20 protein-coding genes and 1 pseudogene are annotated in these 20,956 nt (G+C 41.0%); 10 read left to right on the top strand and 11 right to left on the bottom strand.

Going from position 1 to position 20,956, the window contains the following annotated elements; genetic code table 11:
- Positions 1 to 15 precede the first annotated feature (15 nt).
- From ACYRY3_RS15440 to ACYRY3_RS15425, 4 genes are all read left to right on the top strand, one after another.
- The gene (locus ACYRY3_RS15440) at positions 16 to 786 is read left to right on the top strand and encodes a class I SAM-dependent DNA methyltransferase (RefSeq protein WP_460202520.1); all 771 of its coding nucleotides are present in this window, start codon (positions 16 to 18) and stop codon (positions 784 to 786) included.
- A 20-nt stretch (positions 787 to 806) separates the two neighbouring features.
- Positions 807 to 4,073, top strand: coding sequence for a non-ribosomal peptide synthetase (locus tag ACYRY3_RS15435; protein WP_460202519.1), 3,267 nt, complete (start codon positions 807 to 809; stop codon positions 4,071 to 4,073).
- 221 nt (positions 4,074 to 4,294) lie between these two features.
- Positions 4,295 to 5,836, top strand: coding sequence for an HlyD family efflux transporter periplasmic adaptor subunit (locus ACYRY3_RS15430; RefSeq protein ID WP_460202518.1), 1,542 nt, complete (start codon positions 4,295 to 4,297; stop codon positions 5,834 to 5,836).
- A gap of 162 nt (positions 5,837 to 5,998) precedes the next feature.
- Positions 5,999 to 6,781: a peptidylprolyl isomerase gene (locus tag ACYRY3_RS15425; RefSeq protein WP_460202517.1), complete on the top strand. Its 783-nt coding sequence runs from the start codon at positions 5,999 to 6,001 to the stop codon at positions 6,779 to 6,781.
- Positions 6,782 to 7,199: 418 nt separating this feature from the next.
- On the opposite strand, the gene ACYRY3_RS15420 is transcribed toward ACYRY3_RS15425, so the two are convergent.
- The 5 genes from ACYRY3_RS15420 to ACYRY3_RS15400 form a co-directional block, all read right to left on the bottom strand.
- Positions 7,200 to 8,333, bottom strand: a complete 1,134-nt coding sequence (locus ACYRY3_RS15420) for a T3SS effector HopA1 family protein (protein WP_460202516.1) — start codon at positions 8,331 to 8,333, stop codon at positions 7,200 to 7,202.
- A gap of 22 nt (positions 8,334 to 8,355) precedes the next feature.
- On the bottom strand, positions 8,356 to 9,540 hold the full coding sequence (locus ACYRY3_RS15415) for a phosphotransferase (protein WP_460202515.1): 1,185 nt from the start codon (positions 9,538 to 9,540) through the stop codon (positions 8,356 to 8,358).
- Positions 9,541 to 9,677: 137 nt separating this feature from the next.
- The gene (locus ACYRY3_RS15410; protein ID WP_460202514.1) at positions 9,678 to 9,914 is read right to left on the bottom strand and encodes a hypothetical protein; all 237 of its coding nucleotides are present in this window, start codon (positions 9,912 to 9,914) and stop codon (positions 9,678 to 9,680) included.
- Positions 9,915 to 10,069: 155 nt separating this feature from the next.
- Complete coding sequence (locus ACYRY3_RS15405) at positions 10,070 to 10,333, bottom strand: hypothetical protein (RefSeq protein ID WP_460202513.1); 264 nt, start codon at positions 10,331 to 10,333, stop codon at positions 10,070 to 10,072.
- Between the two features lie 437 nt (positions 10,334 to 10,770).
- On the bottom strand, positions 10,771 to 11,004 hold the full coding sequence (locus ACYRY3_RS15400; protein WP_460202512.1) for a hypothetical protein: 234 nt from the start codon (positions 11,002 to 11,004) through the stop codon (positions 10,771 to 10,773).
- Positions 11,005 to 11,311: 307 nt separating this feature from the next.
- On the opposite strand from ACYRY3_RS15400, the gene ACYRY3_RS15395 reads away from it, so the two are divergent.
- A complete protein-coding gene (locus ACYRY3_RS15395; RefSeq protein ID WP_460202552.1) occupies positions 11,312 to 11,614 on the top strand; it encodes a hypothetical protein in 303 nt (100 codons plus the stop codon).
- 207 nt (positions 11,615 to 11,821) lie between these two features.
- Here the strand turns inward: ACYRY3_RS15395 and ACYRY3_RS15390 are convergent, their stop codons facing one another.
- On the bottom strand, positions 11,822 to 12,604 hold the full coding sequence (locus ACYRY3_RS15390) for an Rpn family recombination-promoting nuclease/putative transposase (RefSeq protein WP_460202511.1): 783 nt from the start codon (positions 12,602 to 12,604) through the stop codon (positions 11,822 to 11,824).
- A gap of 185 nt (positions 12,605 to 12,789) precedes the next feature.
- On the opposite strand from ACYRY3_RS15390, the pseudogene ACYRY3_RS15385 reads away from it, so the two are divergent.
- A pseudogene (locus ACYRY3_RS15385) lies at positions 12,790 to 13,299 on the top strand (transposase); the annotation flags it as partial.
- Here ACYRY3_RS15385 and ACYRY3_RS15380 read toward each other — a convergent pair.
- Positions 13,227 to 13,466, bottom strand: coding sequence for a DUF7779 domain-containing protein (locus tag ACYRY3_RS15380; RefSeq protein WP_460202510.1), 240 nt, complete (start codon positions 13,464 to 13,466; stop codon positions 13,227 to 13,229). The pseudogene ACYRY3_RS15385 and the gene ACYRY3_RS15380 sit on opposite strands and share 73 nt — an antisense overlap.
- 139 nt (positions 13,467 to 13,605) lie before the next feature.
- On the opposite strand from ACYRY3_RS15380, the gene ACYRY3_RS15375 reads away from it, so the two are divergent.
- The gene (locus ACYRY3_RS15375; RefSeq protein WP_460202509.1) at positions 13,606 to 14,109 is read left to right on the top strand and encodes a hypothetical protein; all 504 of its coding nucleotides are present in this window, start codon (positions 13,606 to 13,608) and stop codon (positions 14,107 to 14,109) included.
- 162 nt (positions 14,110 to 14,271) lie between these two features.
- Here ACYRY3_RS15375 and ACYRY3_RS15370 read toward each other — a convergent pair whose 3' ends face one another.
- The 3 genes from ACYRY3_RS15370 to ACYRY3_RS15360 form a co-directional block, all read right to left on the bottom strand.
- Positions 14,272 to 14,901 (bottom strand): HlyD family efflux transporter periplasmic adaptor subunit, encoded by a 630-nt coding sequence (locus ACYRY3_RS15370; protein WP_460202508.1) that lies wholly within the window; start codon positions 14,899 to 14,901, stop codon positions 14,272 to 14,274.
- Positions 14,902 to 14,954: 53 nt separating this feature from the next.
- Positions 14,955 to 17,735 (bottom strand): TIGR03936 family radical SAM-associated protein, encoded by a 2,781-nt coding sequence (locus ACYRY3_RS15365; protein WP_460202507.1) that lies wholly within the window; start codon positions 17,733 to 17,735, stop codon positions 14,955 to 14,957.
- Positions 17,736 to 17,835: 100 nt separating this feature from the next.
- Positions 17,836 to 18,198: an STAS domain-containing protein gene (locus ACYRY3_RS15360; protein ID WP_460202506.1), complete on the bottom strand. Its 363-nt coding sequence runs from the start codon at positions 18,196 to 18,198 to the stop codon at positions 17,836 to 17,838.
- Positions 18,199 to 18,793: 595 nt separating this feature from the next.
- Between ACYRY3_RS15360 and ACYRY3_RS15355 the strand changes: the two genes are divergently transcribed.
- A complete protein-coding gene (locus tag ACYRY3_RS15355) occupies positions 18,794 to 18,988 on the top strand; it encodes a hypothetical protein (RefSeq protein ID WP_460202505.1) in 195 nt (64 codons plus the stop codon).
- A gap of 247 nt (positions 18,989 to 19,235) precedes the next feature.
- Here ACYRY3_RS15355 and ACYRY3_RS15350 read toward each other — a convergent pair whose 3' ends face one another.
- Positions 19,236 to 19,586: a hypothetical protein gene (locus ACYRY3_RS15350; RefSeq protein WP_460202504.1), complete on the bottom strand. Its 351-nt coding sequence runs from the start codon at positions 19,584 to 19,586 to the stop codon at positions 19,236 to 19,238.
- Between the two features lie 206 nt (positions 19,587 to 19,792).
- Here ACYRY3_RS15350 and clpS point away from each other — a divergent pair, with 206 nt between their 5' ends.
- Together clpS and ACYRY3_RS15340 are read left to right on the top strand one after the other, a co-directional pair.
- Positions 19,793 to 20,074: an ATP-dependent Clp protease adapter ClpS gene (gene clpS / locus ACYRY3_RS15345; protein WP_460202503.1), complete on the top strand. Its 282-nt coding sequence runs from the start codon at positions 19,793 to 19,795 to the stop codon at positions 20,072 to 20,074.
- 10 nt (positions 20,075 to 20,084) lie between these two features.
- Positions 20,085 to 20,933 (top strand): CPBP family intramembrane glutamic endopeptidase, encoded by an 849-nt coding sequence (locus ACYRY3_RS15340; protein ID WP_460202502.1) that lies wholly within the window; start codon positions 20,085 to 20,087, stop codon positions 20,931 to 20,933.
- Positions 20,934 to 20,956: the final 23 nt, after the last annotated feature.

Raw genomic sequence — 20,956 nt, 5'->3', positions numbered from 1 at the left:
CAGGAAAAACAGCTTATGTATTTACTAACTAGCCCTCCAAACTATGAACCCATTGCTCGGTTACAAAATGAATTCAAGAATACAGGTGAAACTTTAATAGAAGGTATAATACCTGCCTTAGAGCAAATGCTCTTATCACATCTTCCTAAGGGAGCACGTATTCTTGACCTTGGTTGTGGGTGCGGACATTTAGTACAACAGCTTCATATAAGAGGGTACAAAGTCACTGGAATTGATGCTTCTGAAGCACTGTTGAGCTATGCTCGAAAAAATTCGCCTGAAAGTGAATTTATTCTTAGTGATATACGTAAGTTTGAATTCCCAGGCATCTTTAATGCGGTTCTGTCAAACGATGTTTTACTCTTCATCCTTAACAATGAAGATTTGAAAACGGTCTTCCGAAATGTATATTCTGCACTGCAAGATAATGGTGTGTTTGTATTCACAATACCAATAACAGATTGGATACATGAAATTGCTAAGAAGAAAAATTTCAATCATGTCTATGTAAATGACCAATGCTCCTTGATTGAATTATTCTATTATCAACCGGAAGAAAGAATGTGGGAAATCAAAGTGACCGGATTTGAATTAATAGAAAAAATTTGGGAGCGCTCGGATACTACATGGTTAAGAAAAGATTTCTTTCTAGCAGAAGTTCAGTCTAGTTTAAAAGATGTAGGCTTCACAGAAATTAATTATTATAATACCAAAGATTTCGGTGGTAGTGAAGAAGCAGGTATGGCTTGCTTTGTGTGTATGAAAGCTTCTACGCCTCAATCATAATTCTTTATAGTATCTTAGCGATGGATAAACAGTACTCTAATTTATCACCTGCCAAAAAAGCTCTTTTAGAAAAATGGAAGAGAGGCAAGTTTCAAGCTGACACTATTCCTAAGCGTCAAGCCTCAAAGAATATTCCCTTATCTTTTTCACAACAAAGACTATGGTTTATTGACCAGCTTTACCAAGGTAGTGCCTTCTACAATATTCCCATCGCTTTTCATATTCAAGGAAAGCTTAATGTTACAGCAATTCAGCAAAGCCTGAATGAAATTCTCAAACGTCACGAAGTTTGGCACACCAATTTTATCGTAGTTAATGGAGAACCAGTACAGGAGATTGTACCAGAATTAACTTGGGATTTACCCATTATTAATCTTGAGCATTTGTCTGGTCAAGATTGGGAAGTTGAGGTTAAACAAATTGTAGCGGAAGAAGCAAAAAAACCTTTTAATTTAGCTAAAGAGCTTTTAGTTAGAGCCACTTTACTTCGCTTAAGTGAAGAAGAACACGTTCTACTGGTGACCATGCACCATATTATTACGGATGGATGGTCTTGTGGTGTGTTCTTGGGGGAGTTGTCAACGTTGTATGCAGCTTTTTCTACAAATCAACCTTCTTCTTTACCTGAACTTCCCATTCAGTATGCAGATTTTGCAGTTTGGCAACGCGATCGCTTGCAAGGTGAATTCCTAGCAACTCAATTAAATTATTGGAAGCAACAACTAAAAGGCGAGTTACCAGTACTACAGTTACCCACAGCCCGTCCGCGACCGGCGATCGCTACATTTGCTGGTGCCAAGCAATACTTTAAATTTTCAAAAGCCCTAACTGATGGACTAAAACAATTAAACCAGCAAGAAGACACCACTCTATTTATGAGTTTGCTGGCGGCATTTAATGTATTACTATATCGCTATACAGACCAAGAAGACATCTTAATTGGTTCTCCAATTGCCAACCGCAGCCGACCTGAATTAGAAGGGATGCTTGGTTTATTTGTTAACACTTTGGTGTTCCGTAATAACCTAAGTGGTAATCCCAGTTTCCGCGAACTTCTACATAGAGTCCGAGAGGTGACTCTTAATGCTTATGCACATCAAGATTTGCCTTTCGAGATGCTTGTAGAAGAATTGCAACCCGAACGAGACTTAAACCGAAATCCCCTTTATGAAATCATGTTTGTCCTGCAAAACAGCCCAGTATCTGTGCGGGAAGTTTCTGGTTTAACCTTGCGTCCTTTAGAGTTTGATAGTGGTACAGCACAGCTAGATATTTTCCTATCAATGTCTGAATCACAAGCAGGGTTAACAGGCTGTTTGGAGTACAATACCGATATTTTTGATTCAGCAACAATTACCCAGTTTATCGACAATTTCCAAACCTTATTGGAAAGTATCATTGCTCATCCAGAACAGCCCATTCAGGAACTGTCGCTACTAACTACTCAAGAGCGAGAGCAATTATTATTTAACTTCAATCAAACTTGTGCAGATTATCCTCAAGATGTATCTCTCCATCAATTATTTGAGCAACAAGTTGAGCGAACCCCCGAGCTAACAGTGCTAATTAGTCAATCTGAGAAACTGACTTATCGTCAACTTAATCACAGAGTTAATCAGCTTGCACATTATTTACAAAAACAGGGTGTCACAGAAGAAACCCTAGTCGCTATATGTCTGGAACGATCCGTAGACATGGTGGTGGGAATTTTAGCTATTCTTAAAGCCGGCGGAGCCTACATTCCCCTCGATCCAAGTTATCCTGTTGAGCGTCTAAATTTTATGCTCTCGGATTCTCAAGCGTCATTGGTCATTAGTCATTCGTCATTTGTTAAGAATTTTGAACACATGACAAATGATAAAAGACAAATGACGCTTATCTCCCTAGACAGTGACTGGGAAATAATTCAGCAAGAGAGTCAACAAAACCTTATTAGCGCCTCAAAAGCTGACAATCTTGCCTATATTATCTACACTTCTGGCTCAACGGGAACTCCTAAAGGCGTTCTTGGCACTCATCGCGGTACAGTAAACGGCTTACACTGGTTGTGGAAAACCTATCCTTTCACCCCAGGAGAAGTTTGTTGTCAGAAAACAGCTATTAGCTTTGTAGATTCTGTGTGGGAAATTTTTGCTCCCTTACTTCAAGGAATTCCTACTGTCATTATTAATGATGCAACTTTACTAGACACACAACTATTTATAAAAGCTCTGGGGCATTACAAAGTTACCCGTCTTATACTTGTACCCTCACTATTGCGCTTACTCCTGGATAATTACAGTCATTTGACCGAAAAATTGTCGCAGCTAAAAATTTGGATAACGAGTGGGGAAGCACTTTCTGTTAAGTTAGCTCAAACTTTCCGAGAATTAATGCCCTCAGCAAAACTAATCAACCTCTACGGCTCATCGGAAGTTTCCGCCAATGCCACATATTACGACACGAGTTTATTGCAAGAACAAGCAAACAGTGTTCCCATCGGTCGTCCTATTGACAATACCCTGGTCTATGTGCTGGATCGCGATTTACAACTAACACCTCTAGGAGTTGTCGGTGAACTTTATGTAGGGGGTGACGGATTGGCGAGAGGTTATTTACATCGTCCTGAATTAACTCAGGAAAGATTTATTGACAATCCCTTTATCCCAGGAACTAAGCTTTACAAAACAGGTGACTTAGTCCGTTATCTCAAAGATGGTCATCTTGAGTATTTGGGTCGCCATGATGAACAAATAAAAATTAGAGGTTTTCGAGTAGAACTGGGTGAAATTGCCAACGTTATTGCACAACACCCAGATGTGCAAGAATCTGTTGTAGTAGCCAGCGATGATGCTCAAGACAATCAGCGTTTGATTGCTTACATCGTCACAGCAAAACAGGAAATAACTGCACAACTATTGCCCTATCTACAACAGAAATTGCCTAATTATATGCTACCATCTGCCTTTGTGGTAATAGAGGAGCTACCCCTAACACCTAATGGCAAAGTAGACAAGCAAGCCCTTCCCAAAGATGACATTATTCGACCGAATACGGCTCAATCCTTCGTCGCACCGCGTAATTTTACAGAATTATCGTTAGTCAAACTTTGGGAAAATCTCCTAAATACTAGCCCTATAGGGGTAACAGATAACTTCTTTGACTTGGGGGGACACTCATTTTTAGCTGTACGTTTAATGGCTCAAATTCAGGACAGATTTAGGCACAATCTTACCCTATCGACTCTTTTTGAAAACCCAACAATTGAAACATTAGCAACCATAGTCGGTCAGCGGCGTATTAGTTGAAAGCGGTACTCACGATGAATTAATTAAAAGAAAAGGTCATTTCTACTACCTCAACCAACAACAACTGCCTCAAGTTGCTTGAGTTTTACGCTCATTACCGGACTTAGCTTGGTAACGTATTCCGGAAGGCTCTGCCTTCTCGGGCAAAAAACCACACGAGGGTTTCACAAAGATTTTAGGGCATTCCCAGGCAACCAAAAACTCAAGGGTAAAAAATTGCTATGGCAAATCCATCTTTTAATTCATTGTCTGTTCTTAGCAAACCACGTCAGGAACAACTTGATACCCTAGACTCTACCACTGTTCATCATCAGACGCTAACAGCAAGCCATCCTAAAGATTGGCATTACGGCACCGAAGAACTGCTAGATGCATTACCACGAGTTTGGACACGTTCTTTACTGTATTTAATAATAGGTTTTGCAGGAATTATCTTACCTTGGTCAATGCTTTCTAAAGTTGATGAGACAGGAACTGCCAGAGGGCGGATAGAACCTAAAGGAGCAACACAAAGATTGGATGCTGCTGTGGGGGGAAATGTTATTGCTGTGAAGGTAAAAGAAGGAGAGCAAGTTCGAGCAGGACAGATACTGGTGGAACAAGAGTCTGATATACTGCGAACAAATGTGCAGGCTAGCCAGACAAAACTCCAAGGAGATAAAAATCAACTGGCGCAGTTGCAGCTACTTAAAAATCAACTGATGCTGGCGGTTAACGTCACTGAGCAACAAAACCAAGCTCAACAATTGGAAAAAAGAGCGCAAGTACAGCAGGCACAACAGAATCTTGATACCCTTAAGACGGGCTATAACTTACAAAAAGAGGAAAAACTGGCTAAAGTCAACCAGATGCGGCAAGCACTTGATTCTAGCCTTGCAGCCTATAAGTTAGCAGAAGTTCGTTTGAAAAGCGCTCAGGAAAAAGTACCGCGCTACAGAAAAGTTTGGAACGAGGGTGCGATTTCACACGATCGCTTTCTAGAAGTGGAACAGTTAGCACAAGAAAACTACCAACAACTTGTGCAAGCTCAGTCCAATATTTCTCAAGCCCAGTCCAATTTAAAAGAGCAACAGACTAATTATCAGAGAACTATTCATCAAGCTGAATCTGATATCCAGCAAGCCCAGCTACGTTTAACTGAGCAGGAAAATAACTATCAAAGTGTGGTTCAGGCAGGGAAACTGACTTTGTTAAAAAGTCAGCAACAACTGAAAGATTTGTTATCTCAAATAACCGTTTTGCAATCGGAAGTAGGTCAAATTAAAAGCCAAATTCAATCTTTCAATCTTCAGTTAGCTCAACGAGTGGTACGTTCTCCCATTGATGGCACAATTTTTCAGTTGCCGATTCAACAACCCGGAGCCGTGGTACAACCCGGTCAAATGATTGCACAAGTTGCGCCCAAGGGTTCTACTTTAATACTTAAAGCCCAAATGACTAGCCAACAAAGTGGTTTTTTGCGAGCAGGGATGCCTGTCAAAATTAAATTTGACGCCTATCCCTTCCAAGATTATGGAGTGGTGCAAGGGCGCGTGAGTTGGATTTCACCAGACTCCAAAGTCAGTGAAACTAACTCTGGCAAGTTAGAAACTTATGAGTTAGACATAGCCCTGCAGCAGCCTTATATTCCGACGGCAAACAAACGCATAGAGTTAACACCTGGTCAAACAGCAACAGCAGAGGTGATTGTCCGTCAGCGCCGTGTGATTGACTTCTTGTTAGATCCGTTTAAAAAATTGCAAAAAGGCGGTTTAGATCTTTAGTTATTAATATTAGGTAGTCACTCATAATTACTACCTAATATAGCCATCCTGAATCATTTATAAAAAATCCTGTTTCCTGTTTCCTCCCTTCATGAGGTAATTCCCAACTCAAATAGATGGCAATAAACAATAACTAATGTTAATAATTCAAGGAGCATAAGCATGGCAAAAACTTTTAATTTTTCCGCTGAAGACATTCAGCATCAAATCAAGCTTTCCTGCCAAATTCCTGACATAATTGAAGCAATGGCTAACCGTAAAATTATTGCTGATGCTGCTGCTCAAGCAAACATTAAAGTCGAGCCAGAAGAACTTCAGCGCTCAGCAGATAGCTTACGATTAGCCAACAAACTTGTAAAAGCTGAAGACACTTGGACATGGCTGCAAAAACATTTTCTTTCCCTCGATGATTTTGAGGAATTAGCCCATATTAACCTGCTTTCTGCGAAGTTAGCGAATTATTTATTTGCGGAGCAAGTCGAACCGTTCTTTTACGAACACCAACTTGATTATGCCGGGGCTGTAACCTATGAAGTTGTGTTAGATGATGAAGACTTGTCTTGGGAACTGTTTTATGCGCTGCAAGAAAACGAAATCAGTTTCCAAGAGATTGCCCGTCAATACATACAAGAGCCAGAACTGCGACGCGCTGGGGGTTATTGCGGGATACGACACCGTAGTGATTTTAGACCGGAGATTGCAGCTTGTATCTTTGCCGCCCATCCGCCACAGATTCTCAAGCCAATTGTCACCCAAAAAGGAGTCCATCTCCTGAGGGTTGAAGAAATCATTCCACCGCAATTAAACGAAGCGCTGCGCTTGAAGATTGTGGGAGATTTGTTTTCTACTTGGTTAAAGCAACAACTTGAGGAAGTTAAAGTTGTGGTGCGGCTTGAACTAGATGCTAATTTTAAATCATCCCAGGAATTGCCAAAACTAGCTTAAGATAATGAACTACCCCGCGCAACATAATGGTTGAGGGCGGGGTAAAAATTAATGGATAAATTTGATAAGGTTTTTCGCAGCGCACAGGGAGCATCTTAATTTGGAAAAACACGCTTACAATTGGAAATCGCAGCTACACAAACGAAGTCCGCCTACGCGGACTCATGTATCATAGTTTGCAAAGGCAGGCTTTGTTTGTATAGCCCCAGAATTATATTCTGAGGGCAATGTGCCAAATTTGGATGCTCCCATCGCACGGCACTTGCTAGAACCTACTTAACAAAAAAACAGGCGATAAGCTGGAGGCTTGACGCTTCGCGGAGCACAAGATGTGTCCGTGAAACATGCATCACTCTCAAAATCGCCTGGGTATCTGTATTACACCTCTGTCCTTCACAGTGATGTCAGTTGAGGCGAATCACTGTGAATCGGATAAATCTAAAATCTCGTAAATATCTTCAGATTCGGCATTGAGGTAAGGACGCTGCAATTCAATTCCCTGTTTGCCGAAGTGCTTAATCATCAGTACCATCCGATTGGCTTTTGACTCATTTCCTTGTTGCCAAGCTTCCAGCAAACTATTGGCAACAATTTGGCAGCGATTTAAACCAAAACTTTCTTTCTCACTAAATTTATTGTCTGGTTCTTCTGCCAGAGCAAGTCCTGGTGCTAGCAATTTTGTGAAGAGTGGCACTTCCTGACTAAAATACGACTGATACTTTGTATAAACAGATTGCAGCACTAGCCGAATGATTCGATAGTCACTTCTTTCAAAGTAAAGCACGGCTGTATCGTAGCGCTTGTAGTCGGAAGGATTGTATAGCGCTTTAAAACTGAAGGGAATGAACATAGTGTTGAGTTGCCGTGTTAAGCTACCCATAACCGCAACTGCACCTTCAGGACTTAAATTAAAGTAGACGCGCACAAGCTGCGAATTGATGAGTGTATGAGCATGACTTTGTGGTCCCGCATCACCAACTGCCATGTAAAAACCATTTTGCACCAAATTAGGAGGCATCTTGATAGCAACCGAGTCGCCAACGAGCGCACATTGCTCTATGCCTTGGAGATGGCGCTCGCGTTCTATATGCAAAGTCAATTCGCCCTTTTTCACCGCTAAAGTGCGATCGCTCTCAAACCTCAGCACTTGCCAACCGGGGTCAAAATAGCCTTTACCGTTGTTGGCTCTGTGCAATTGCTCGTAAAACCCCAAATCTACTCCTAAAAAGGTATTGTTCTCTAGATTCTGGAGCTTTGTCGAATCCATTAACTCTGCATCTAAAGCAAGGAGAGTTTGACCTGCGCCGTTATAATAGATGCCGTAGAGAAAATTACACAATTGCGAATTGAGAAACTTGTGCTGAAGGTTCAATGGTAATTGCTGAAAGCGGGATACGACTTCATCTGGAAGTTTTAAGGGTTTGTAATCTGGATGGCAAATACAAAAGTTGGATTGAATTTCAACTTTTTTGGCTATGTCTTGTAGAGTAGATAGTACTTGCTTAAGCGAAGTCTCTGATATTAGTAATGTCGGTGAATCTAGTAATTGCATAATTGTATGCCCATAACTTAAATTACTTAACCAAGCGCAAAACTCTGCGGTGAATCAGGTCAAAAGCCGTCATGCCAAACACAGTCTCAATGGATTGTTCCGGACGGCATAACAAAGCCTTGGCAACCTGTAACATACAGATACCGAGATTACCAAAGGTTTTTTCGTGCTGTATTGTTGCTAGAATTGCTTGAATCAAGGCAAGACCGGAAAATTGCACAACTCTGAGCAAAAAATCCCGACGCCGCCGCAAAATTTCTGGAAAGTTATTTAAATAAGCACTAGCCAGGGCTGCTATTGAAGGCTGGAGGCGTTCCAAAGGAGTCGTGCTCAGGCGCAAAGACTCTTCAAGCGTAATCGTTTTACTAACTGTCAAGCCATACAACCAAATTTGCAAGTAATGGGCAATTAGCATTCCTAAATCGCTAGCCGGATCTCCCCAACTCGATTTCTCCCAGTCAATTAAGCGAATCATGCTGTGAGTTGGCGACGATGTTTGAGAAACCGCTTCCTCCCAATTATTGGCCAGTAAGATATTATTCAACTTCAGGTCATTATGGGTGAGACAACACAGTTCGATGGCCGCGTTCAATTGTGAGATCGCTTGTCTCAGGCTGTCGAAACGCTGATAGAGTACAAAGAATTTCAAACCATCGCCCGGAACAGTACCAAAAATTTCCGGAGTGATTCGTTCCAAATCACTCGTTAGGTTAAAAGCTTGGTGACTAAATGCTCCTGTGTTAGATTGTAAGAATTCCCGATAGTCTTGAGCGTCTAAAGTCAGGCGATGGATTGAAGCTAAAGTAGCTCCCACCGTAGCTGCAATGGCAGTGGGAAAAATATTCTCCTTGATGTAGAAATCCGCTAAATCACGATAATCATTGAGATAATTGAACACAATGATTGAATGCTCAGCATCAAAATAAATCGCCTCGCAAACGGATGAACGAATGTGGCTAAGTTCTGGGAATTGTTGTAACAACCTTTGAACTTGCCATTCTCGCAAAAACTCACCTGCCGTTTTTCCTTGATGGTCGTGAGGCTCTTGCTTAATCAGGAGTTGACGACCTTCTGGCAAACTGAGTAACAAGTTAAAGTTTTTGGCAGGTTTTAGTTCAATCTTGCTCAGAGACTGCTTTTGGTGAGTAGAGAGTCCCTTTTCAACTAGGTACTCAAAAACATTTTGAGAACTTAATAGAAATGTCATGATGTCAGAGCTTTTTCAAGCTTTAATGACTGTATAGTTAGGTAAAATTTCATGAATAATCTTAAAATTCAAGACATTTAAAGCGATAACAAGTGCTGATTTTGTAAGTGCAAACAAGCGGGAAAAGGAGATACCAACTAAAACCGATGTCGAGGAGAGGTCATAAATAACTTGACTAGCGACACAATGTTATAGATAGCAAACCCGATTAATGCATACTCTAAAGTCTTAACACCAAAGTTTAGAAACTGAGAGAGTCCGTAGTCCACACCACCTTGTACAATCGTGGATTCTATATCAGTTATTTCATGCAAAAAGCTTTCGGAATCTTCAGAGTCAGCGGGACGTAAATCAGAAATTGTGATTTTAGCCATTTATGCCTCCACTCCTCAAACAATCATTGGTTAATTGGAGCAGGATTAGTGGTTTGAAAAGCACTAATCCTGATAATTGGCAGCTTCAGCAGGATTAAGCGATGACATTCCTAAATCCTGCTAAATAACGACCTACAAATTAGTAGAGGAGGTCATTATATGATGCCACCAGTACCAGTAACACCTAAACCGTTGGCGCTAAATGACTTGACTAGGGAGACAACGTTAGTAACTCCCAATCCTACCAGTCCAGCCTCAAGAACCTTGTAATTCAAGCCGTAAAATTCACCTAATCCGTAGCCTTCACCACCTTGAACGGATGTTACATCCATGTCGGTTAGGTCGTTGAGAAAGCTTTCGGAGTCCATGAACAGTTCAGAACCAGCAAGATTCATGTCAGAAACTTTAATGTTCGCCATTATTTTTCTCCTAAAAAATAGCGGAAGTTAAGTAGTTTTTGTGTGAGAATTAAGCTTTGATTGCTTAACCTTATAATTGCCATTGTTAAATAGAAATTTTGAAAATTCAAGGCGATCGCTCTGATGGAATCGACATATATAGACAAATTATGTCTTTTTCAAAATAGTTAGCCTTAAATACCCGCACCTCCGAGAGTCAAGGGGACTGAATTTTAAGAGATTTATTTTTGCGTAGCGTGCGGTGGGCATATTTTGAATTTCCCAAAAGGGTAACTAGCCTCAAACTTCCAGTTTGAGACATCAAAAAAGTTTTGCAAATAGTCTATTAAAAAAATATTTTCAATAAATTATACCTACAGCTAATTCACGTTAGTTGTAGGTACAGTAGATGATAAATTTGTTGACTATGCCATTGCCAAGTTATGAAACCTAAAAAATTAATAAGAATTCCCAGAATGATCCAAAGTATTCAAAGTAATAGTTATCGGTTCTCTATCTGTATTGTTAAAAACAGAAAACAACTTAAATATTTCTAGTTGTTTGGGACTAACGTTGTTTAGTGTAAAGACTAACGCTCCACCAACTACAGTCCTCATTTCCCTAGCAGTTAGTTCATCGAAAAGCCGTTCGTTATCAATAGGATGCAGGTGGAAAATTGTGATGCTAGCCATTGGTCGCTTCCTCAATATAGTGAAACGGTATGGGGTAGGATTAAACTTTAATCGCCAAATTCTTCTCTTATATTTTCCGATTCCATCTGGAGATTCAAGTTTTACAGCTAAATTTTGCAGACATAATTGGACAAATTTTATCTTTTTAGTCTTTCTAATACCAATTTAATATGAAGCTGCATATAATAGTGGAAAGCAAACTTGGTAAATTGAGATACTCATGAGCCGCTCATTTCAAATTGAGATCGCCGAGAGCGAACTTTCCTACACAAAAATCTCTTCCCCTACACCCCACACCCCTTTTCAAATGGTTTCTCAACACGACAAAACTCCAGAAAAAGTCCGAATTAAAGACAGCTATCGCGAGCGTATCTTTGCAGAATCGCAACGGTTGGGTAAAAGTTATCTAGAGACGCTTTACTTTATAATAGATAGCTACTTTGCATTCAAGCAGGGTGTGTTACCAGTACAGTCTACAGTAGTTAACCCCCATACAACCCCCACAGAACAAAATCCTCCTCCTGTGGTTCAGTCAACTTATACCCCAGATAACCCCCAAGTTGAATCTGAAGATGGTGAAGAAACTTTTACCCTTGATTGGGAATTGTGAATAACTATAAAATACCAGAATACTGAGCAGTGAAGCTTTAGCTCATAATAGCACTGCTATCTCATTTCAACAAGTAGCACGAAACCATCTAGAAGTAAAACTGGTCTTCGTCAGAACCAGAAACTCTGCTTGGAAGTTGAGAGCTTGTAAATAGGGGCATTTTTAACCGAAGTGCCCCTATTTACAGCCTGCCCTATCAACTAGGTTTTACGGTTGAGTATTTTGTCTCACAGTTTCTACATCCACTTCTAGGGATTCTGCAATTTGCTCAATGCTTAACCCTAACTTCATTAGTTTGGGAATCGTCTTTAACTTTGTCTCTAGTACACCTTCTTCTTTGCCTTCCTGATAAACTCTACTTTTTTTCAAAGAATCTAAATTTAGCATCACTTCAAGTTCCTCCCGGCTCAAGTTGCAAAATTTATCAATTACCACCGCTTTAATAAATTCTAAAACCTTTTCCTCTAAGGTGGCATCAGTTAATTCCTGTTGAGCTTGACTTATTAACTGTCTAGCCAGCTCTCCTGTTTTTTCTTGGCTTTTCTTCTCAACTATTAATCGCATGACTCCTACGGCTAGAGATTGGTTAGGAGTTTTTGCCAGTTCATCCAAATAAAAGCAACGTAAATTTGGTAAAAAGAAATTCAAATATCCAGGGAAATCCCCTTCATTACTTTTTGCATCATAGATGACAACAGCATACCATTCTTCATTAGGAGGTTGATATTGAGTCAAATAAAGAACAATCTTTGCAACGAACTGGTTGTAGAAATTATCATCTTTATACGATTGAGCTTCAATAAAATAAATTGGTTCATTCGGGTAAGATTCGGAAGTGGACAGCAATCCATCTAAACGAAACCCCCTCTGTTTAATTTCCGGGGCGCTGAATTTGTAGATGGAGGGGTCTTTTTCTGGTTGCTCAATGAGTTCAAAGAATAATTCAGGTATTTCTTTAAATATTTCATAGAAAAGAGGATCGGCAGTCATGCATTTTTTGCTACTAAAATTATTCTTTTACAATTATAAAATAAACTATTTATTATCTAATACTAAAAAAATAGTGATAAAAAAATTCATTTTAAATTTATTTAATGTATTACCCCTCTTCTGTCACTTTCCGAGTATTCTAAATAAAAGGATTAAAAGAAAAAAGTCTGGAAGGTGAGCAGGCAATGGATGTAGAATTACAAATCCTGAAACATTTGGCAAGAGATGCCCAGCCAACAGTCGCGCTCGTAGATGAATATTGTGCAGAGTACCTAGACCTGTTCAAAGAAGTAAGAAATTATGAATGTTTGAAATATTTGCACTTAGGGATAATTTCTCCAATCAAAAGAAAATCATTACCAGAGATAGCGAAAGTAGTAAGTATAAATTCAGCCCAATCATTACATCATTTTCTAGCCAATTCAGACTGGTCAGTAAATGAGTTGAAAAACCGAAGATTAAAGAAAATAAAAAGAGCATTAAATGGTCAGGCAATTACGGTAGTAATAGATGAAACAGGAGACAGGAAAAAAGGTAAAAAGATAGATTATGTGGCTAGACAATATTTGGGAAGCGTAGGTAAAGTAGATTCGGGAATAGTTTCAGTGAACGCCTATGGAGTTTATGCTAACATAACTTTTCCATTAATCTTCAAAGTATTTAAACCAAAAGGAACCCTCAAGGAGTCAGATCGGCAGATGTCTTCATCCATCTCGGCTTTTAAAACAAACTGCACCAGGCGGTGAATATCAAAGGTTTTATTGGTTGCGTTGCGGTAAATTAGGGAAAACCGTCCCGCTTCTGCTACGACTTTCACAAAATCTAAGGGTTTGCCTACTAATTGGCTAAGATTGCACCCCAATTGGGTCCCGCCTCTGGTAAAAATTTCTTCGGGAATGGCATCAGGTGCTAAGAGCGATCGCTTAGGATTGAGAAGTTACTTGCAGCCGATGAATTTTCCTGTTAGACCTATTTGTAATTTCCTTGAATGGACTAAGTAGATGAGTCAGCTATGGAGCCAGTTATACGATCTATTCGACACCGACGATGGCTCATTGCCAGATATTGAACTTAACAATCTAACGGCTGAGGAGATTGAGAATATTTACGCCTATTTGCGACTAAATTCTAAAATTGTTTCTTGCGGAGCATCTTTCTGGTCGATCGCAACTCAAGAGGAAGTTCCTGTAGATTCAGTTGAGAACGCTGCAAGTTTAGTTGTTAGGGACGAAGCTGAATGCTTTCATATTGTTGTAGGTGGACTCACTTTTGGAGAGACAGTTATCCCAGATTTGGGGATTTTTGTATTTAAGGACTCGATATCATTGGACTACCGCATGGGGCTTGAGTGGGGAAGTGCAGAGGTAGACGCTATGTTTGCGCTCTTTTCCAAAATTCGTGAAATTGCACCTTCAGTAGAAATTGAGTATCCAAATTATTCGTCTGAGGTTTGTGAGCAATTTAAGACAGCACTGGTGAGCTACTGGGGTGTCGGAATAAACTAAGTATTGTTTTGAGCTAGAGAAGCAAAACGTTAGAATAGTTTTACTAGTACAAGTTTAACAGCCTATGCTGCGTTTAGAACAAAACAACAGCAGAAATCGCAGAAGGTCGGTCGTTAAATTCAGAATTGACACTATGAAAATATTGACTCAACTCTATCTTTGCTAATTTTTTGGCGATGGAGCGATCGCATCCATCAAACGGTTTGGTGCAAAAGAGGGCTTTGGCTCGAGAAAGCGAACGAAGACACTCCTCCCTGCCAGACAAAAATCGTCAAATCTAGGGGTTTTGTGCCAATCAACTTTGATTCGCACTGTCGCTACCCGTACTGGTAGTTGACGGCGGGCAATTTCTGGTGGTGGTTCTACAACATATTGCCCAACTTCAATACGACCCGTACCTGCTCTGATTGTCTCTACTCGTCCAATCCATTGAACATCACTTGAGTTATTAAAGTTGATTTGGGCTTTTTGTCCAACGACAAGTTTCGATGCATCAGTCTCATTTATAAATGCCTCTATCCAAAGATTTTGACAATTGAGTAATTGAATAATCGATTTATTAGCTTCGACTATTTCCTGGGGCTGGGAATCAATTGACCAGATCGCGCCTGTTGTTGGTGCTAGAACTCTGACATTTTGTTGTAAGAGCAATTCTTTACTGGTAGTGGATAGTTGTGACTGAATACTCTGAATTTGTTTTTCAAGGTTTCTTTCTTGTTGCTTTAGGTCACTCAATGCAGCGCCAGAAAATTTCTCTTCATCTAATTCTAACGCAACCTTGTCAAAAATCAATTACCAAGATGTGCATCTAGACGGCAACCACTAGCAAATTGCCCTCATCAAGATTATACCCCTAAAACCAGCCGACTGCGGTGAATGTGAAGCAGATAAAATTCTGCATTTGCTACTTGTTCTAGGATAGATAGGATTTGCTCGGGACGCAACACTGTTCCGTCTTGTCGATAACTACCCGTATAACCTAGAATGACTGCTGATTCTCCTTGACGTTCAAAACACTCAACCACAGGAGTTAAGGACAAACTTGATGGTTCCACCACTTCTAACTCTTTCAAACGATCGCGCAGATTTACCCTCTGGCTTTTGCCTGATTTTGTAGTGTGTTCCCACCAAATTTCATCTTTTGCTTTGATTGTCTCAATCCAACTCTGCCATTCTACGGGTGTCGCTGCACCGCCAGAATAAGCTACAGCCAGCAAATACTCTGCTGCTTCCAACACTTGGGCAGATGCGGGAGCTTTTAAATCCAACTGTTCGAGTCTATACAGGGGAATATTTGATGGTAAAACCGCAGCTAATCTTTGCTGAAAACTTTCCATTTCAACTGGCTCTGTCAGATCGAAATCTACTATTTCACCACTGCTAGTAGCCCCTAAAGGCAAAGCACTGGCAATAGAGATGCGAGGATGGGGATGGAATCCGCCTGTAAAAGAAATTGGCAATCCTGCTCGTCGCAAAGCTCTGTCAAACAACCTTAATAAATCTAAGTGACTGACCAAAGCCATGTCACCGAGTTTTCCAAACCAAACACGCCAGCGTTGTACTTTATTAGTATTTGGGACAAACTCACCAGCAAATTTTGGAATGTCCGGTGGTGAAATTACGACATTGTGACCGAAGTCAGTGCTACAAACCCCACAGTGAGAACAACCCTCAAAAGAGCAATCTGGTACAGTTGCTGCATCTAAGGCGCGTTGCAGATCTTCCCTGAGCCATTTTTTATCTATACCAGTGTCTAGGTGATCCCAAGGAAGAGGTTTGTCGAGGCAATTAGGTAGAGAAACTGTTGCTTCCTTATCGCCCCGGTCTTCTTGTTCCCCTGTTGCTTCGGTTGCAAACAAATTCCATTCACCGTTTTCTACCAGGCGGTATTTCCAGTCCAAGCCAGCTTCGGAGATTGCAGACCCCCAAGCGTTGTATGCTCTCTCGATACTCTCATACCAGGAATCCATGCCAGCACCGAGTTCCCAAGCACGACGTACTACTCGACCAAGGGTGCGATCTCCTCTGCCGACAAAATCTTCCATTGCTGAAATCCGGACATCAGTGAAATTTACCTTAACTCCTTTGACGCCACGGAAAGCTCGGCGCAATAACTGTTGCTTGCGTTGAAACTCGGCTGTTGAAACTGAGTGCCACTGGAAAGGGGTATGGGGTTTGGGCGTAAAGTTGGAAATTGTTAAGTTAAATGACAGTGGTTTCCTACCTTTTGCGCGGCACTCCCTTTGTAACCAAGTTACCGTTTCCGCAATTCCCAACACATCAGCATCAGTTTCACCTGGTAAGCCAATCATAAAATATAGCTTGATTTTATCCCATCCCTGTTCCCAAGCTGTTTTGACACCCCGCAAAAGTTCTTCATTCGTCAAACCCTTATTGACAATATCTCGCATCCGCTGAGTTCCGGCTTCCGGTGCAAAAGTCAGTCCCCCTTGCCTTGTACCACCAAGGATATTGGCAATATTTTCATCAAATCTATCTACCCGTTGGCTTGGTAAAGAAAGGGTAATGTTCTCTTGTTTCAGACGATTTTTGATTTCCATCCCTACTGCTGGTAAAGACAGATAATCAGAACAACTTAGAGATAGCAGAGAGAACTCATTATAACCTGTCTGCCGCATTCCTTGCTCAATTGCTTCCACCACACGCTCCGGTTCCACGTCTCGCGCCGGACGGGTGAGCATTCCCGGTTGGCAGAAGCGACAGCCACGAGTGCAGCCGCGCCGAATTTCAATGGTCAGGCGATCGTGCACTGGTTGCATATAGGGCACCAACCCAATGGAATAGGCTGGCATGGGAGTTGCAACTCGCCGCAAAATTCGCTTTGGCACATCCGGACGGTTGGGGTGTACTGAGCCATCCTCTGCCATATCGTAAAACTGAGGAACGTATACGCCCGGTATTTGTGCTAAGTCCAGCAACAATTCTTTACGGCTGAGCCCCGCTTTTTTCCCTTCTTCCAACACCAAACCAATTTCTGGTAACAGTTCTTCCCCATCTCCCAAGGCAATAAAATCAAAGAAATCGACGTAGGGTTCGGGATTTGATGTCGCAGTTTGTCCACCCGCAAAGATTAACGGGTAGCAGAGGGGACTCGGGTACTCCTCTTGGGGTAGGGGAGACTCGGCTACTCCTTCTGGGGTAGGGGGAGACAAAATGGGATTTTCTACCTTGTCCCTTTTTCCCCTTTCCTCCGCCTCAAGCCGTTCCCTCCAGGTTAAGGGAATACCAGCCAAATCCAACATTTCCAGAATGTTGGTTGCTCCTAATTCGTAACTAAGGCTAAATCCTAAAATATCAAACTCAAGGAGCGATCGCTTTGATTCTACTGCAAACAACGGTGTATTTGTTGCCCGCAACTTCGCCGCTAAGTCAGATCCTGGTAAGTAGGCGCGATCGCATAACTGACGCGGCTGGGTATTTAAAATGTTGTATAGGATAATGTGCCCTAGATTGGATGCGCCTACTTCATAAACCTCTGGGTAAGTGAGAACCCAGCGTACTACTGCTGATTCCCAAGGCTTATGAACTGATAAGAGCTCGTTACCCAGGTAACGAGCTGGCTTTAATATATCCGGTGAGATTAACTTGGAAAATGCAACAGCCACTGTGCTATCTTCGAGCTACCTTATAATACAGCTACTCACCTCCAACCTTAGCATTTATTCGGTCTTTCTAGAGAGTCTCTCGTTTTAACTGTTTACATTCTCAGGCACACACCAGTGTTGCTGCTTCTAAAGGTGGGCAGGTAGCTTTAAACGCGGCTTCACCATCAAATATTTCAAAAACCCTATCTAGTTGAGTTAGCTCAAAAATCATTCTCAGGGATGGGGAAACAGAGCAAAGGCTAAAGCGCTTTCCAATTGTCTGAGCTTGTTTAAGCGCAGCCACCATGGCCATCAACCCCGAGCAATCTAACGATTCTACATATTTTAAATCCACTAGCAAGATAGAAACATCATCTTTTGTTAAAGTATTTCTCAGGTCTTTTTCAAACTCAAGAGCTTTTGTTCCATTTAAACTGCCTTGTGGGTGAATAACTGTAATTTTCGGATAATCTATTGCCAGCATTGTGACATCCTTAGTTTAAGCCAAGTAATTTTAAAGTTAGATGTATTTGACCATAATCCTTTTTTCCTCACATCGACCATTCGTCTTACGTCTCTTTGCTGAATCTTTGCCGAATCTTTATTGCCATCGCCTTTCTGTTTAAAGATTGTTTCAAATCTGAGAAATCTGTGTTCGGTTATACATTTTGACTTATCAAATCACTAACTTCAGGTATATAGCTTAAAAGCGTATCTTATAAGATAAAACTGTTTTTTGACTTGCTTTGCTTGAAATCTCATCTAGTCATGGCAAACTTCAATCGTTCATTGAGATGAAAACCCCAGTATTTTGCAGCTAACGGGGTTTTGACACCAACAACTGTTAACATACAAACATTCCTTGCTATGGGTATTCACGTTTTCTTTCAATATGACAAAATATTTCATTCTATAACTATCAAGCTATATACAATTCTTTATAAAGATTGCTGCTTTTAGCTGAACTGAATTTCCAAAAAGCTGTGATCTCGATCGCAGCACAATAGGGTTTTCGATCGCTTTTCGTCCCAAATATAACCTTGGATAATAACAATATAAAACAATTGGTTTATCTTGATATGAAAGCCAGATACTCTATTCGTCTTTTAGTAGAAAAAGCTCTTGACATAAAAAAACTAACTCCAGAGATAGAAAACGAAATTAACTTAGAGTTGACCCAAAGGGGTTATATATCTGACGTTGACTACGAAGCTTTAGAATTACTTATGGCAGAGATGGACGCCGGACGCGTTCAATTAGTTCCTAGCATTTAATATAACTTATTAAAATACCTTATATTAAATTTACGTATAATTGTTTTAACAGTTATGGTGATGCACATCTATATTAATTCATCTTGGCATCACCACCTCTTCTAGGTATTTTCTCGTAAGAAAGACTTTATATTTCCACAAAGCAGCTCTTCCGAAAGTGGTATGGGAAAAAGGACTGAGTTGTTCTGCTGACATTGTGCCAAATTGGACGGGCGAGGACGCCCGTGCAAATTAAAAGCGCAACAGCTTAAGAACTATTTTTCTGCGAGTGCCAAATTTGGTGAATAAATTGATTGAGTTGCTGCTTGGCAAAAGAGTCTAGTTCGGGTTTTGGTTCTTTTCCCAGAACCTGACTTAACAGACCAATAACTTCCACATCCAAAGCACTTTGAAATAAGCCAAGAGACCAAAGCAAGTCAGAAGCCTCTCGCAAGTCAGTTACTAGTGGTGGGTCTTGGGTAAAAGCGGCTAACAGTAAAGGACGCACCCAGCATAAATCACGGGAAGGCACCACTTGAATAACTTCTGCATACAGCCTCCTGTCGCCATGCTCTAAACACACAATTTGACCTGGTTGAAAGTTTGGGCTGATGTCCATAGTGATGCTGGAATAGCAAAATTTGCTCTAAAACCTCTTTCACTACGATTGTGCAACAACTGCCCTTAAAATGACCAAATTCGTGCCAGCAAAAATTTTGACTGCGCCGAGATCGACGTGTCCATGCTATACAATAGGTTAATAAGTCTTAAGCAATCGTTAGATAAGTTTGTTGTAGTAAATCACTAAAATAAGAGCAAAGAGCCGTGTCTGTCGAAACCCTAGAAAAGCGTTCAACATCGCGCAAGCTAGCGCCTCGATATAAAGTTTTGCTCCATAACGACGACTACAACGCTATGGAGTATGTCGTTCAAGTTCTACTGACCACAGTGCCTCACCTTACCCAGCCTCAGGCTGTCAGTATTATGATGGAAGCACACACCAATGGTCTTGCTTTAGTCATTACCTGTGCTCAAGAGCATGCTGAGTTCTATTGTGAAACCTTGAAAAATCATGGTTTGATTAGCACAATAGAACCTGAAGAGTAGAAAACAACAGTTGTTAAAAACGGAACTTCATCGGTTGTCACAGCGCCCCGCCCCTATTAGGCTGGGTTGTTTTGTGATTTGTTTGCTAGCCCTGTGGTTGCCCCTAGCTGCACCTTTTTACTTATTGGTTAGTGATACCAACTTAGTTAGTATAGTGACAATGGTGTTGCTATACGTTGAGTTTCTGATTTTGATTGGGCTGTGGGGCAAGCACATTTACGGTCAACCTCAAATACTGCAGCACTATGGCTTGGAATTTACAAGACACAATGGTGTGGATTTGTTACGCGGTTTGGCGATCGGAGTCATTAGTGTTTTAATTTTGTTTGGAATAGAAGGTGTTTTAGGTTGGTTGGTTTGGCAACAGCCCAACATTTTTTTATTAAAAATAGTTTTAGAAGGTTTCATTATAGGCTTAGGTATAGGATTTGCCGAAGAACTGTTTTTCCGAGGTTGGTTGCTTGATGAGTTGCAACGGGATTACAGTCCAAGTCTCAGCCTTTGGATAAATGGAGTGGTTTTTGCTGTATTGCATTTTATTAAGCCAATAGAGGCAATTATTCATACACTTCCTCAATTTCCCGCGTTGGTTCTGCTTGGCTTAACGCAGGTATGGAGTAAGCGCTGGCGTAGAGGACGCCTGGGTTTAGCAATGGGATTGCATGGCGGTTTGGCTTGGGGATATTACATTATTAATGTCGGGAATTTAATTACATATTCCGGACAGGTACCAGATTGGGTAACTGGTGTAAATAAGAATCCCCTAGCTGGGTTGATGGGCTTGCTATTATTGGTTGTGTTGGCATTTTGGATAAGGGGAAGGGCAAGTAGATTGGGGGGTCATATCATGTCCGGGTAAAGACTTATCATTAAGGCAGAGGG

Source organism: Scytonema sp. NUACC21 (genome assembly GCF_054684315.1).
The sequence above is the reverse complement of the archived record's forward strand: the minus strand, read 5'-3'. Positions and strand labels throughout refer to the sequence as shown.

Excerpts from the sequence above, each read along its gene's own strand:
- ACYRY3_RS15440 (WP_460202520.1), top strand. The coding sequence starts at position 16 with ATGTATTTACTAACTAGCCCTCCAAACTATGAACCCATTGCTCGGTTA.
- ACYRY3_RS15435 (WP_460202519.1), top strand. The coding sequence starts at position 807 with ATGGATAAACAGTACTCTAATTTATCACCTGCCAAAAAAGCTCTTTTA.
- ACYRY3_RS15430 (WP_460202518.1), top strand. The coding sequence starts at position 4,295 with ATGGCAAATCCATCTTTTAATTCATTGTCTGTTCTTAGCAAACCACGT.
- ACYRY3_RS15425 (WP_460202517.1), top strand. The coding sequence starts at position 5,999 with ATGGCAAAAACTTTTAATTTTTCCGCTGAAGACATTCAGCATCAAATC.
- ACYRY3_RS15420 (WP_460202516.1), bottom strand. The coding sequence starts at position 8,333 with ATGCAATTACTAGATTCACCGACATTACTAATATCAGAGACTTCGCTT.
- ACYRY3_RS15415 (WP_460202515.1), bottom strand. The coding sequence starts at position 9,540 with ATGACATTTCTATTAAGTTCTCAAAATGTTTTTGAGTACCTAGTTGAA.
- ACYRY3_RS15410 (WP_460202514.1), bottom strand. The coding sequence starts at position 9,914 with ATGGCTAAAATCACAATTTCTGATTTACGTCCCGCTGACTCTGAAGAT.
- ACYRY3_RS15405 (WP_460202513.1), bottom strand. The coding sequence starts at position 10,333 with ATGGCGAACATTAAAGTTTCTGACATGAATCTTGCTGGTTCTGAACTG.
- ACYRY3_RS15400 (WP_460202512.1), bottom strand. The coding sequence starts at position 11,004 with ATGGCTAGCATCACAATTTTCCACCTGCATCCTATTGATAACGAACGG.
- ACYRY3_RS15395 (WP_460202552.1), top strand. The coding sequence starts at position 11,312 with ATGGTTTCTCAACACGACAAAACTCCAGAAAAAGTCCGAATTAAAGAC.
- ACYRY3_RS15390 (WP_460202511.1), bottom strand. The coding sequence starts at position 12,604 with ATGACTGCCGATCCTCTTTTCTATGAAATATTTAAAGAAATACCTGAA.
- ACYRY3_RS15375 (WP_460202509.1), top strand. The coding sequence starts at position 13,606 with ATGAGTCAGCTATGGAGCCAGTTATACGATCTATTCGACACCGACGAT.
- ACYRY3_RS15360 (WP_460202506.1), bottom strand. The coding sequence starts at position 18,198 with ATGCTGGCAATAGATTATCCGAAAATTACAGTTATTCACCCACAAGGC.
- ACYRY3_RS15355 (WP_460202505.1), top strand. The coding sequence starts at position 18,794 with ATGAAAGCCAGATACTCTATTCGTCTTTTAGTAGAAAAAGCTCTTGAC.
- ACYRY3_RS15350 (WP_460202504.1), bottom strand. The coding sequence starts at position 19,586 with ATGGACATCAGCCCAAACTTTCAACCAGGTCAAATTGTGTGTTTAGAG.